Raw genomic sequence first — 14004 nt, forward strand, 5'->3', positions numbered from 1 at the left:
CGCATGCGCGAAAGGCCGATTGACTCTCACCGCTCGATGCTCATTTGCGGGTGAATGCGACAGCCGCGACGATGATGACGCCCTTGATGACGAGTTGCAGCGACGAACTCACGCCGAGCAGCACAAGGCCGTTATTCAGCGTGCCGATGATGAGACTGCCGAGCAGCGTGCCGAGAATGAAGCCGCGTCCGCCGAACAGACTGCAGCCGCCCAGCGTGACGGACGCAATCACGTCGAGTTCCATGCCCTGCACGACGTCAGGCCGCGCCGCATGCGAACGCGCGGACAGCACGAGCGCGGCGAGACCGGCAAGCACGCCCGTCAGCACGAAAGCGAGCGTGGTGACGCGCCGGATGTTGATGCCCGAATAGAGTGCCGCTGTCGGGTTGCCGCCTGCCGCGTAGATCTGCCGGCCGAACACGCTGTAGTGCAGCAGCAGGATGCCGCCGATCACGGCGAGCAGCGTCCAGAGGATTGGTACGGGGATGCCAGCAATATCGCCTTCGCCGAAGATCGCGATGAAGTGGTCGTTAGTGATGATCTCGGGGCGTGTCGTCGTGACCATCAACGCGAGGCCGCGCGCCGCGCTCAACGTGCCGAGCGTGACGAGAAACGAAGGAATGTTCAGGCGCGTCGTGACGAAGCCGTTGATCGCGCCGACGATCGCGCCCGTGCCGATGCCCGCAATCGCGCCGACGATCCAGCTATCGCTGATGTGCGACATCGCAAGCGCGGCCGACATGCCCGACAGCGCCAGCGCCGACCCCACCGACAGATCGATCTGCCGCGCGATGATCACGAACGTCATGCCGATCGCGATGATCGACACGAGGGCAGTTTGCCGCCCGATATTGAGGAAGTTGTCGATCGACAGGAACCACGGCGACGCAAAGCTGAACACCACCAGCAGGATTGCAAACGCGATGTACAGCATGTACGGGCGATCACCCTGTAGCAGACGCCGCGCAATGCGCCGCGCGCGGCCGTGACGCTGAATGGCCTGTTGTTCTGCGGGCATCGGCGAAACTGACTCGTTCATGTTGCAAGCTCTTCGGTAGGCCGGGGAAGTTGAATGAGATGGTGCAGTTCTTCGGCGGTGCGTAGCTGCGCGCGCTCGACGGTTCGCACGATCGAGCCGTCCACCACGATGGAGATGCGGTCGCACAGCCGCAACAGCTCGTCCAGATCCGACGACACCACGACGACGCCCGTGCCCGCGCGCGCCGCGTCGCGCACCACGCCGTAGATTTCTTCACGCGCGCCGACATCGACGCCGACGGTCGGCTCATCGAGCAGCAACACCTTCGGCCGCGGATGATTCCATTTGGCGAACACGACTTTCTGCTGGTTGCCGCCGGAGAGAAATTTCACGTGCGTCGATGCGTCGGGCGCCTTCACGGAAAGCTGCTTCATCGCCGTGCGTGCCTGTTGCGCTGCTGCTTGCGCGCGCAACCAGCCGCCGCGCGAAAACTGCGGCAGGCGCGGCAAGGTCAGATTGCGTTCGATCGAATGATCTAGTACGAGTCCTTGCAGATGCCGGTCTTCCGGCACGAGCGCGATGCCGCGCTGGATTGCGTCGCCTGGGCGGCGTGCAGCGAGCGGCTGGCCGTCGAGCTCGATCGCGCCGGCGTCGATCGGCAGCAGGCCGAAGATGGTCTGCAATATCTCGGTGCGGCCGCTGCCGATCAGTCCCGCAAGGCCGTGCACTTGGCCCTTGCGCACGGCGAAATTCACGTTATGCAAACGCGCGTTGCTCACGTTCGACAGGCTCAGCACGGGAGCATCGAGTGTGCTCTGTGCTGCAGTTTGCTCTGCTGTTTGTGCTGCTGCGCTTTGCGCCGACGCGCCCGTCGTCGTTTCCTGTCTGGCCTGCATCGCAGCATGACGCGGGCCGACGATCGCCGCGACGAGTTGTTTCATGTCGGTGTCGGCCGTGGCGAAATGGCCGGCGTTGGCACCATCGCGGAACACGGTCACGCGCTGCGAAATGCGAAACACCTCGTTCAGCCGGTGTGTCACGTAGATCACACCGACGCCGCGCGCCGTCACAGTGCGGATCGCGTCGAAGAGAATTTGTTCTTCGCCGCCCGTTAGCGCGGACGTGGGTTCGTCGAGGATGAGCACGCGCACGTCGCCCATCAGCGCTTTACAGATTTCCGTCATTTGCCGGTACGCGAACGGCAGCGAATCGACGGGCACGCGCGGATCGAGCGGGATATTGTGTTCGCGCAGAAAGGCGCCGACCTGCGCCATCAGTTCGCGCTGCCTGACGAAGCCAAGCCGCGTGCGCGGCTCGCGCCCGAGCATCAGATTGGCGCCGACGGACAGCGATTCGACGAGACTGAGGTCCTGATAGACGACGGCAACGCCTGCCTCGCGCGATTTCGCTGGCGATTCGAATGCAACCTTCTGGCCGGCGATTTCGATTGAGCCTTCGTCGTACGTGTGGACGCCGCTCAGTATCTTGATGAGAGTGGATTTGCCTGCGCCGTTTTCGCCGAGCAGCGCATGGACTTCGCCCGGCAGGACTTCCAGGTTGACGCCGCGCAGCGCCTGCACGCCACCGAATTTCTTGGTGACGCCTGCAACGCGGATCAATGGCACACGGGGCGATGAAGCGGCCGCGACCGCAACCGGCTCACTCATCCTGGAGTCTCCTTCGTCGGTATGACGAATTCTTATGTTTCGCGATTGAATCGCGGTGTGTGTGTTGTGATCTTCGCATCATGGATATGGTGCGTCAATAACATTTGGTCTCTGTATTATTAGGGATTTCTTGGAGGGTTGAAATAATCGTATCGGAAGTTGTTATGATTGTTTCGTTTTTGGCCTCCGGGGCGGGCTTTTGCTGTTAGGGTTTTGGTGGTTTTGACGGGTTGGTCTGGTTTGGTCTGGTCTTTCGCTGGCATCCGCGATTGGTTAGCGTGCTTCACGCGTCGCCCCTGTGCGGGGCGGCACCTACTTTTCTTTGCCGCCGCAAAGAAAAGTAGGCAAAAGAAAGCGGCTAACACCGCCAACATTTCTTCCTGCCTGAGGGCCCCCAAAGGGTCCTATGCCTCACACGGCAACATCCTTGTCTGCGTGCGTTGCCAACGCGCTGAATGAGCGCCTCACCCGCTTCGAATACCCGTGCACGGGCTACCGGCAGCGAATGGTAGGTGCCGCCCAGGTGGCAAACTGTGTGTAGGTTGTCGCGTCGTACACGTTAGTGCTCTTACAACGTGGAACGCGTGCGCTATCGGGACCGAAGTGAGGCGTGTGTGGCGCTACGGCCTACACACAGTTTGCCACCTGGGCGGCGGTGGACTATCTGGCACGGCATGCTGCAACGTGGGTGCCTGAAGCGGGTGAGGCGTCAATTCAAAGCGTTGGCAACAAACATGAGTCACGTGGTTGCCGTATGAAGCGTGGGACCAGTTGGGGGCCCTCAGGCAGGAAGAAGATCTAGCGGTGTTAGCCGCTTTCTTTTGCCTACTTTTCTTTGCGGCGGCAAAGAAAAGTAGGTGCCGCCCCGCACAGGGGCGACGCGTGAAGCACGAAGGCAAAGCGCGGATGCCAGCGAAAGACCAGACCAAGCCAGACCAAACCACCCGCGCCACGAAGGCAAAGCGCGCATGCCAGCGCAAAGGCAAAAAAACCAAACCGTCCGCCCCGCCCAGGCGCACCGCATGAATCACGAAGGCAAATCGCAGACACCAGCGAACAACAAACGCAAACGCGTAACGAGAGCACGCCCCGCCCAGGGGCAAAAGGCCACCGTCACACCTCGCCAACCACCTCAACGCCCGCCGCAGGCTTCACCGCAGCGGCATCACCCGCGCCGCTCAGGCGCCCAATCCACACACACGCCAGCACCGCGGCAGCCGCCGCCAGCCATCCAACCGTCCCATAACCCGCTATCTGCCCCTGCGCGGTCGTCGTCAGCAGCAGGCCGCCGAACCACGCCCCGCAACCCGTGCCCATCGCCTGCACCGCGCTGTTCGCGCTAAGAAACGCACCACGCGTCTGCGGTGCCGGAACGGTCGTGAGCAGCGCCTGCATCGGCACCATACGCGACGACAACGCGACCATGAACACAGGAAAGAACAGCACCATCGCGTAAAACGGCAGGTCGGGCAGATGCGTAATGAACAGCACAGGCAACACCGACAGCAACGCAGCGATGCGGAACACGCGCTTCTTGCCAAAGCGATCGGAGAGCTCTCCAACCCGGCGCGACGTGAAGAAGGTAGCGGCGCCGCCCGCCATATATAGCCACGACAGATTCGCAGGCGCGACACCATGATTCGCGACAAGCGTCGGCGCAATGAACGGAATCACCAGCATGTGCCCGACCATCACGACAAACGTCAGCGCAAACGCATTCAGATGCCGCGGATTCGCGAACAGCCGCCACAAATCAGGCAACACCTGCGCGAGCGGCACGCGCTGTCTCTGCAGATGCTCGGTCAGCGACGGCACCATGCGCCAACCGCCCATCCAGATCACACAGGACAGCACGACGAGCAACACGAACGGCGATGCCCAGCCAAAATGCGCGCCAAGCATCACGCCCGCCGGCACGCCCGCAATCGCCGCCAGCGAGAAGGCCGTCATGATCGTGCCCGTCGCCGCGCCACGCCGCGCGACGGGAATCACGTCGCCGACGATCGCCATCACCACCGAAGCAAGCACGCCCCCCGTAATGCCCGCGAACGCGCGCGCCACGAGCAGCAGCGGAAAGTTCGGCGCGAGCGCGCAGCCGAGGTTCGACAGCGCGAACAGCGCGTAGATGGCGAGCAACAGACGCCGCCGGTCGAAGCGGTCGATATACGTGGCGGCCAGCAAGCCCGACAGCCCGGAGCACCACGAGTACGCCGAGACGGCCGTCGCGAACCGGGCAGGCGAGATCTCGAACGCGTGCATGATCTGCGGGCCGAGCGGCATCATCACCATGAAATCCATGATGATCGTGAACTGCGTAAGCGCGAGCAGCCACAGCAGGCGCCGCTCGTGTGATTCGTTCAATGAGAGCAATGCATGGCTCCGTTTGATTGAGGCGTCAGTCGTCGAGATTTTCGTGGACTGCCTGCTCGCCCTGTTTCCAGTATGCCGACGCGCGGATACGCGATTTGTCGATGCCGCGTTCATTGACGAGCAGCGAGCGCACGGCGCGCATCGTTGCCGCTTCGCCCGCTGCCCACACGTAGCCTTCGCCGTCTGGGAGGAACGTTTCGCGCACCGCTTTAAGCAACTCTGCGCCTCGATATGCGCCTTCGCTGCGATAACGCCATTCGATATACAGATCGGTCTGCGTATCGAACTCGATGCGCGCGGAAGGATCGGCGACTTCGATCACGGCCGCGACGCGCGCGCCTTGCGGCAGTTCCGAGAGACGCCGGCCGATGGCGGGCAGGGCGGTATCGTCGCCGATCAGCAGATGCCAGTCAAAGCCCGTCGGCACCACGAACGAGCCACGCGGGCCGCCAATGCCGAGGTATTGCCCGGCCTTCGCTTGCGCCGCCCATTCGGCGGCGGGACCGGCTTCGTGCATCGCGAATTCCAGCTCGAGTTCGCGCGCGTCGCGGTCGAAACGCTTCGGCGTGAAATCACGCGCGACGGGGCGCGGGCGGTCGGCGGGGAACAAGGGGCCGTCGGGGCCCGCTGTCGGCAGCGTCGGTTTGTCTTCGCCGGGCGCGGGGAAGAATACTTTCAGATGATCGTCGAAGGATGCCGATACGAAGTCGTGCAGATCGTCGCCCGTCAGCGTCACGCGGATCAGATGCGGCGTGACGGCCTCGACGTTCTTCACTTGCAGGAGACGGAATTTCAGCGGATGACGCACGCGCGTCACGGTCAGATCGGTTCGGGTTGCTTGCATAAGGTGTTCTCTCAATGTCGTGGATCGACGGCGTTAAGCGGGTTCGCCCGACGTTTTGCCGCCGTTTTCGCGCGGCTTGCTTTCGATTTCGGCCGTGGCGCGCGCGAGGATCGCCGCGATGCGCCGCTGTTCGTCCGGCGATGCGTTGTCGCGCAACAGCAGTGCATGTTTCAGCGCGCGCCGCGCCTGCACGAACTCGGGCAGCCAGCCGCCGTATTCGCCCGCGTCGTCGCCTGCTTCACCTTGTTGGCCCTCGCCGGCGAACGCGCGGCGCACCGAATCCATCTTGCGGGCGATATGCGACAGCTTGGCGAGCATCAGGTCGGCGCGCTCGCGGTTGCCGGCGAGGTACTCGCGGCCGGCGTCAGCGAGCGAGTAACGCTTGCGGTTGCCTTCGAGCTGCACGGTCACATAGCTGAGTTCTTCCAGATAGGTGAGCGCCGGGTAGACCATGCCGGGGCTCGGCGTGTAGAAGCCGTTCGAGCGCGCTTCGAGCGCCTTGATCAGCTCGTAGCCGTGGCGCGGCTGTTCGTCGATCAGCGCGAGCAGCAGCAGTTGCAGATCGTCGGACGTGAACTTGCGGCCGCGCGGGAAGCCGTCGCCTTCGCCGCCGAATCCTCCGCCGAAGCCGCCTCCGAACGGACCGCCGGCGCTGCCGCCGAATGGCCCGCCGTGCCGGCCGCCGCCGCGCTGATGGCGGCCGATCGCGTCTCTGAACATCTGGAAGCGTTCGTAAAAGCCGAAGAACGCGGGATCGCGGGCAAAGTCGGCGTCGCGGGTGAAGTCACGGGAAAAACGATGATGGTGATGGCGCATGTCGGCATCTCCGAATGTCTTAAGATGTATCGTAAGATATATATCTAAAGATAGTTCGTCAAGCCAAATCGCGTAGCGAACATGCTTTTCCTGAAACAGGTAACGGATAACATGAGGCTGCTTTTGCCGAGAGCCGGCCGACCAGCAAGGCGGAAATGATCGATAACGGATGTCGCAATCTACATCTTGCCCCATCGAATTGATTTTCATGTCCTGATTGAGCAACTCGTGGTGACTGGCCGGTTTGGCATTCCTGAGCAGCCGTTGATGTCGCACCAGCGCGAGCGGCGGGATCGGGTCGGTTTCGGGCGACCGCGTCGGACAGTGACGGGCCAATGCGCGTCGTTCGACGCTCTGCCAGTCTGGTTCCGCCCGCATCCCTGAGCGATCACTCACGGATCGGCGCCGACATCGGAAGTGTGTCGGCCAAATCAAAGCAAATGCCCTCCGCGATCTCCGCGGCGGATCACCGCGAGCGGATCCGACAAATTCACTCACTCGGCGCTGGGAAAACGTCGCTGACGCGACAGGCGTCGCTTATCGTGGCTATGCGACCGACCATCTGCGGATAGCGAAGGGAATGAGCGGGCGAGTGCAGCACGGCGAGTTCGCCGACTCGCCGTCCCGACTCTGCTACAAGCATTCCTGCGCTTGCTCAGGTAACGGGCACGAACTCTCCTTCGGCGAAGAACCACGCCGACATCGTCCGTGCCAGTTCGAGCACGACCTCCGCGTCGGTCCGGCCGGAGGACGCGCGCACGTGGAACGAATGATCTGCGTCGTCCACCACATGCAGCGTGGCGCGCGGCCCCAGCGTCTCGACGACCGACCTCAGCAGGGGAAGCTCGGCCAGCTTGTCGCGCGTGCCCTGCAGGAAGAGAATCGGCACCGTGACGTCCGTCAGGTGCCTTGCCCGCTCCACGCCGGGTGCGCCCGCCGGGTGCAGCGGGAACGCGACGAAAGCGAGGCCACGCACGTCGAGCGGGGAGATGGCTTGGGCCTGGGAGGTCATGCGGCCGCCGAACGACCTGCCGCCCGCGAAGAGTGGCAGGGCTGGCAGCCGCCGGCGGGCCTCTGCGACGGCCGCCTGAACGGCAGCATGTGCCACGGCCGGCGAGTCCACCCGCTTGGAGCCCCGCTCCATGTACGGAAACTGGTAGCGCAATGTGGCGACATTGGCCGCCGCAAGCGCGTCGGCCAATGACGACATGCCGGCATGCTGCATGCCCGCCCCGGCACCGTGCGCGAAGACATACAGGGCTCGCGCGTCCTCCGGCACTCGGAGGAGCGCAGAGACCTTAGTGCCGTCGGGCAGTGCCAGGGAAAGCGATTCTGGGTCGTTCATCGTATTCAGGTCGTCTCGTTGTGGCCATTGCGCCGATTCTGCATCAATGAGGCATCGGGGAGCGTTTGTGGCGACGTCCGGCAAGGCATTGCGCAGGCGGATTTTGCCAGCCGATCCATGGAGCGCGCGCCAATCGTGAACGGCGCCGCAGGCGCGATGTGTCGGTTGACGACCGCAAGCCCGACGGCGTAATTGCACGCCTGCATCATTGTCAGCGAGCTGTTACGACACTGCAATCAGCGTCAAAGGAAGTTCTTGAAGGGCAGTTCATTTGTTCATTTAGCTGCCTCTCTGGAAGAGCATGTCCGGCTGCAGAAAGTTCTGGGTTCGGCCATGAGCGGCCGCCCAAGGTCGTCGCCCAGTTTTGATGGCCCAGACCTCGTCCGCCCTTGCTGAAGGGCCGCTCTCCGGCGAGCGAATTGCGGATGGCACCGCCTCAACCCGGCCATGAGCAGCCGTTCGTCGAAGCACCGACTTTGTCATTCAAGCGGCCGCTTGGCTCGAACAACGGCCTCTCATGCACGCGATGAACACAGCCCGGACGACAACGCGAGCGATCCAGACGTAAGCCGCAGCAGGCACAGCGCAGCTGTACCAATAAGCGCGACCGGTGATCGCGTTTTGACTCCAGCTTCGCCTGGGGTCCGTCCTCGCGCTGATCAAGATTATTAATTAACCCGACCGCATTCGGAACGGCCACATGGCGACCGATCGTACCGATGTCAGTCACGCTGAGCGAACGAGCTGCGCAGCCAATACTCGGGAACCGCAATGGCGGCGGCGATCGAAAACAATACACCGCCATAAGGCCATAAGGTCATAAGGTCATAAGGTCATAAGGTCATAAGGTCATAAGGTCATAAGGCCGCAGATTGCCGAGTATCTGCCTGAACGCCTGCCCTTCGGCGGCCAATACGTCTCCTCCGAAGGACGCGGCAATCATCGGCTTTTCCTGGTCGGTCAAATCGCCGGGCGTTTGTCGAATTACAGCCAGCGTGGAAACCGGAACCATCTCGCGCTTTACCGGGGTCGGCAATTTCAGTTCGTACCGCCGCTGTGTGGACAGCCGGCGCGAAAGCAACAGCAGGAAGAAAGGCGAAGGCAACACAAAGAACGGCAACAACTATCTGGCATGGGCATTTGTCGAGGCGGCCAACTTCGCCATACGTTCGAGCCCCGAAGCCAGGCGCTTTTACGAGCGCAAGAAACGCGCACGTAACAGCATTGTTGGGATCAAGGCGCTGACGCACAAGCTGGCGCGCGCCCGCTATCACATGCTTCGAGAGCACACAAGCCCTTTGACGTAGAGCGCTGCTTTGGTTAAAAGGCGGTGCGAAGGGAACGAGCCCAGTACCGCGACTGGTGAAAAGCCATGGTTCTGATTGGGTCTTCCTTTTTTGCTCCGCCTCCTGTTTGCAGATGACCGGTCGCCCAGACAATGAGCCACGCTTGACTGGCGTTGCGCAGGCAACAGCCACGGTTCTGAAACCCATAGGACCTTGTCTGGCACCAACGTTTCTCTAAGGCGGCGCCGCCGCCAGGGCGGTCGACAATTCATCGCCGATCGCTTGATCCCGATGGGTGTCTGGTGCGATCCGGTTCGCAACCATCTGAGAGAAAACGGAGGCGATACCAGCCCCTGCAGGCAGCCGCAACAGGGGATAATGGAAGGAATTTCGCCAGATTGCCATGACGATGCTTATTTTCATCGTCATGGCAATCCGGCGATGGGGAAGATTCGTACCTTGACTTCGGCCGACTAATGGGTGTCGCGGTAGGGCGATCTGGGCGAGCGACAACGATATGATGAGGATTGCTTATATCGCCAGCGAGTAGAATTGCTGGGGGACCGAGGGCTTGAGTTTTCCTGCGTCGTTCATCTGCCCCTTGGCGATCGTATGCATGAGTTTAATGGCGCTCAACAAGATGCGGGCACAGCGAAAATCCTTGAATCCGAACATGGACCGGGTACGGCGCTTGATCGCCCGGTGGTCTTGTTCCATGATATTGTTGAGATACTTGGTCTGACGGATCTTAATGGGCGTCTCACGCTCGGCGTTCACCGCGTGCAGCCCGGCCAGACTGGCTCCGCTCGTGTCGATGGTTACGGTTTTGGGCGCGCCATTCTGATCGATGGCCCTCTCGAAGTACCGTCGCGCCGCTTCCTTGTCCCGCTTGCCTCGCAGCAGGAAGTCAACCGTGTTGCCGCCTTTGTCGACGGCGCGGTAGAGATACTTCCATGTGCCCGGACCTTCACATAGGTCTCGTCGACACGCCAGCTCTTGCCGACCGGGCGCTTGCAGCGGCGGAACGCCTTTTCAAGCACCGGCAGAAGCTTGATCGCCCATCGGTGCACGGTCGAATGATCGACCGCGATTCCGCGTTCGGCTATCGGAACAAGCGCTTTCATTGTCGTTCACATCATTCTGTAAGGTCCTGCAGCATGCCAGCCTTCGTTATTGCGACAGAACCATCTAGTGTTCATTTCTGACCCGATTCAATGTAAGCGCGAGCAGGCTCGCCGCTCCGGAGACCATGAGATACCACGCGGCTGATTGTCGCCAACCCGCCCACGCGTCCAATGACGCGACCACTAACGGTGCCGTTCCGCCGAAAAGCGCGACGCCAGTAGCGTACGCGAGGGAAAGCGTCAGCGCACGATGCCGCCGAGGGAACATCAGAATAATCTCAATGATGGTTGGCCCCCCGGCAAGCGCAGAAAGTCCCGAGAACAATACGATTACCGCGAGCAGAGATACATCGTGTCTGAAAATCTCAGCAACATGGAACGCAGGCAACGCAACCAGCACGGTGGACAGTCTTGCAAACGCGATGATTGGGGTTCTTCCGAGTCGATCAGATAGCCACCCGCCGACCACGGACATCACAACGCTTGTCAGGCCGACCGCGACCGTCGCGACGGCGGTGAATCCGTGCGTTGGCATGACGTTGCCGACGCCGAACGTCGCGGTGTACGTTGCCATATAGGTTGGCACCGTCCCACCAAAAATGAAAACGATAGCCAGCAGCCATTGCTTCCGCAAGCCAAGCAGGACTGTTCGGGACGGAGAGCTTTCAGCTGGATCGATCTGATCTTCGGGGATGCGCCGACGCAAATACATCTGCAACGGAAACATTGCACTTGCCAAGACAAAGGGGATCCGCCATCCCCATGTCTCGAGAGCGCCGGGCGGCACCGTATGCAAAATTGCAATTCCGCATAGCCCGGAAGCGACGAGTGCCAGTCCCTGTCCAGCCATGAGCCATCCGGCACATGTTGAACGACTTTTAGGAATGCAGATCTCCAGCAGGAGCGAGGCGGAGACCCCCAATTCTGCGCCGATCGCCAGACCTTGGATGAACCTCGCAAAAAGGACAAGCAACGGCGCTAAGAGACCCAGCGTCGAATAGCTTGGCACAACGGCTATGCCGAGCGTTCCGATTGTCACCAAAAGAGCCGTTAGCAGAAAAGCCGGCTTCCGCCCGGTGGTATCGGCGTGCCTTCCGATCAGGATTGCACCAAGCGGGCGGGCTAAGAAGCCGGCAGCAAACACTCCGAACGAAAATATGGAACTCGACGCACCGAGCGACGAGGGGAAAAAACATCTGTTTATGAATGTGATGAAGGTCGCATAAGAAAAGTAATCGAAAAATTCGATGGCATTAGCGATGACGACGGTCGCCGCTATCTGGAACTGATTGTGGCGAGTCGAGGCGTGTTGGGCGCTCTGGGAAACAGTAGGCATGCAAGGCTATTTGCGCAGCGCGCTGCAATGACGGTTCGAACGTAAGCGGACAGACAACTCTTCGCTTGCGAATCTAGGCCGGGTTGGAATATCGGATTCGGTCGGTGTTGGCGGCGGAATGATCCGAGCGCAACAATGTGAAGCTTATGCTCGTGCCGGTTGCACCCGTCGATGCGACCCAGATCTTTCCGCCGTGGGATTCGACAATCGATTTGCAGAGGGCGAGCCCCAACCCCATACCCTCGCGCTTTGTGCTCAGGAACGGCTGGAAGACATCGTCCGGATTGGCTGCCTTTATCCCCCCGCCTGAATCGACGACTTCAAAGACGGTGTGCGTCATGCTAAACGCCATCGCGCGAATTTCGACGGATCCGGCTTCGTCTCCGTTCGCCGCCAATATGGCATGTATGCTGTTGATAACCAGATTGGTCAGAATCTGCTGTACATGGATCCGGTCGGCGAAGGCGGTCGCCCCTCGTTCGACGTTCTTGTGCAACAGAATGTTGTTCGCGTTCGCTTCAGACGAAACGAGCGTCAGCACGGAATCGACGACTTCGTCACAGTCAAGGCTTTGCGCTTCAATTGGCGCGCCGCCAAGGAAGCTGCGGAGCCTACGACAGATCTCGCTCGTGTCGTCAGCCCAGCGGGTCGCGTTTAGCAAGGTGGCGAGGGCTTCGTCGACATTGGGCTGTGAGCGAGATAACCAGCGAATAGCGGCGTCTATACCAGTTCGGATCGCTGCGAGTGGCTGTCCGATCTCGTGGGTAATTGAGGCGACGAGCTGTCCGGCCATCGACACGCGAGCTGTATGTGCCATTTCCGCCCGAAGCGCTTCCAGCCGCCTGGTATTCTCCTTGTGTTCTGTGACGTCGAATGCGTAAAAGTGGAGGCGACCGTACCTCTCGGCGTCATCTGGCAGTGCGCAGCGCCATACTATGGGAACCTTGCGGCCGGCGAGCGATGTCAGCGTTCGTTCGCCCTGGCATGATGCGAGCCCGTCAAACATTGCCCGTAGGACCTGCGAGTTGCTAAACCGATCGGCCGGTAGAAGTTTACGCGCATGCGCGAAGAAGACTTCCTTCGAGGCGGCATCGAAAAGCGCCAACGTGGCATCGTTCGCATCGACGAATCCGTGGAGGTCGCGAAGCTCATCGATAAGACCAGGATTTTCTTCGAAGTATCCGTCCAGATCGACAACGCCTGCCTTCTTGAGGGAACTCAACCTTTGTTGGATACCCGACCAGTCTTCGACAAGAATCGGGATAGGAGCATTTCGGAAAAGATCGTCCGATGCCCCATTTCCTGAAGCCTCGCTGTTGGCATTGGCCGGTCGTGGTTGCACGTCGCTTACCGCAGGTTCCATGTATACCGTCCGAAAGCGTGCCGGGGGGAACAGACGGCCCGGTGCTGGTTATCCCATGTCTCCGGTGGTCGTTCGGCGGGGATTATACAAGGTCAAAATTTCTCGCCAAATCAAGGTCCCAAATGGGAAAGACTAGCGTGAGCCACAAGGCTCGAATCGGCTGACAACGGGCAGGCGGCGACGAGCCGAACGGTTCGTCGCCTTTTACATTTACGTAAGGAGAGTGTCAGCTCGGTCGTTTTTCGCTGCCCAGTTCTGACAGCAGCGGGCGGGCATAGCGGTCGCCGGCCGCTGCGCCGTTCGGCACGGCCGATTCAATGTCTGCGAGGTCCTAGGCGTCGAGCGTGAAAGTTAGCGCACCTAGGGCTTCGGCCAATTGCTCGCGCCTACGTGCGCCAACAAGCGGGACGAAGTCAATGCCTTGTGCAGCGACCCACGCGATAGCAAGCTGAACGGACCGTGCCCCCTTGCGATCGGCAACTTTCCGCAGAGCGTCGACGAGCGACAAATTGTGCGCTACGTTTTCACCCTGGAACCGCGGGCTGACAGTACGTAAGTCGTTGCTGCCAGGACCCGGTCTCCAATGTTCACTGATGAGCCCTCGCGACAGCACACCATACGCGGCGGTCCCGATGCCCAGCGAGCGGCATGGCTCGAGGATCCCGTCTTCGATACCGCGCGAAATCAGTGAATATTCAATCTGCAAATCGCTGACCGGATGCACAGCCGCACTGTGCGGATCGACTCTTGGCCCACTTCGGAGAGGCCGACATGCCGCCCGACGCCGGTTGTCACAAGATCGGCGATTGCTCCAATCGTGTCCTCAATTGACACCGTCGCATCCAGTCGCGCGGGGCCGTAAACATCAATATGG

At 61.0% G+C, this 14004-nt stretch carries 9 protein-coding genes and 3 pseudogenes; 1 reads left to right on the forward strand and 11 read right to left on the reverse strand.

Annotation, left to right across the window (positions count from 1 at the left end; translation table 11 throughout):
• Positions 1-40 precede the first annotated feature (40 nt).
• The 6 genes from C2L64_RS23160 to C2L64_RS23185 form a co-directional block, all read right to left on the reverse strand.
• Positions 41-1039 carry an ABC transporter permease gene (locus C2L64_RS23160; RefSeq protein WP_009769547.1) on the reverse strand — a complete coding sequence of 333 codons (999 nt, stop codon included), beginning with the start codon at positions 1037-1039 and terminating at the stop codon, positions 41-43.
• Complete coding sequence (locus C2L64_RS23165) at positions 1036-2646, reverse strand: sugar ABC transporter ATP-binding protein (RefSeq protein ID WP_009769546.1); 1611 nt, start codon at positions 2644-2646, stop codon at positions 1036-1038. The genes C2L64_RS23160 and C2L64_RS23165 overlap by 4 nt, the downstream gene beginning before the upstream one ends.
• 1113 nt (positions 2647-3759) lie before the next feature.
• Complete coding sequence (locus tag C2L64_RS23170; protein ID WP_007590025.1) at positions 3760-5016, reverse strand: MFS transporter; 1257 nt, start codon at positions 5014-5016, stop codon at positions 3760-3762.
• A 25-nt stretch (positions 5017-5041) separates the two neighbouring features.
• Complete coding sequence (locus C2L64_RS23175; protein WP_007590023.1) at positions 5042-5860, reverse strand: siderophore-interacting protein; 819 nt, start codon at positions 5858-5860, stop codon at positions 5042-5044.
• Between the two features lie 33 nt (positions 5861-5893).
• A complete protein-coding gene (locus C2L64_RS23180; RefSeq protein ID WP_007590021.1) occupies positions 5894-6676 on the reverse strand; it encodes a PadR family transcriptional regulator in 783 nt (260 codons plus the stop codon).
• Between the two features lie 655 nt (positions 6677-7331).
• Positions 7332-8021 (reverse strand): alpha/beta hydrolase family protein, encoded by a 690-nt coding sequence (locus C2L64_RS23185; RefSeq protein ID WP_007590013.1) that lies wholly within the window; start codon positions 8019-8021, stop codon positions 7332-7334.
• Positions 8022-9007: 986 nt separating this feature from the next.
• Between C2L64_RS23185 and C2L64_RS23195 the strand changes: the two are divergent.
• Positions 9008-9345 (forward strand): annotated as a pseudogene (locus C2L64_RS23195) (transposase); the annotation flags it as partial.
• Between the two features lie 196 nt (positions 9346-9541).
• On the opposite strand, the gene C2L64_RS23200 reads toward C2L64_RS23195, so the two are convergent.
• From C2L64_RS23200 to C2L64_RS56325, 5 genes and pseudogenes are all read right to left on the reverse strand, one after another.
• Positions 9542-9736, reverse strand: a complete 195-nt coding sequence (locus C2L64_RS23200) for a hypothetical protein (protein WP_007590010.1) — start codon at positions 9734-9736, stop codon at positions 9542-9544.
• 102 nt (positions 9737-9838) lie between these two features.
• Positions 9839-10413: pseudogene (locus tag C2L64_RS23205) on the reverse strand (IS6 family transposase); the annotation flags it as partial.
• Between the two features lie 82 nt (positions 10414-10495).
• On the reverse strand, positions 10496-11767 hold the full coding sequence (locus C2L64_RS23210) for an MFS transporter (RefSeq protein ID WP_090838514.1): 1272 nt from the start codon (positions 11765-11767) through the stop codon (positions 10496-10498).
• Positions 11768-11840: 73 nt separating this feature from the next.
• Complete coding sequence (locus tag C2L64_RS23215; RefSeq protein WP_090838512.1) at positions 11841-13130, reverse strand: sensor histidine kinase; 1290 nt, start codon at positions 13128-13130, stop codon at positions 11841-11843.
• Between the two features lie 331 nt (positions 13131-13461).
• Positions 13462-14000, reverse strand: a pseudogene (locus tag C2L64_RS56325) (aldo/keto reductase).
• Positions 14001-14004: the final 4 nt, after the last annotated feature.

Origin of the sequence: Paraburkholderia hospita (assembly GCF_002902965.1) — a bacterium.
In the GTDB taxonomy this organism is placed as follows: domain Bacteria; phylum Pseudomonadota; class Gammaproteobacteria; order Burkholderiales; family Burkholderiaceae; genus Paraburkholderia; species Paraburkholderia hospita.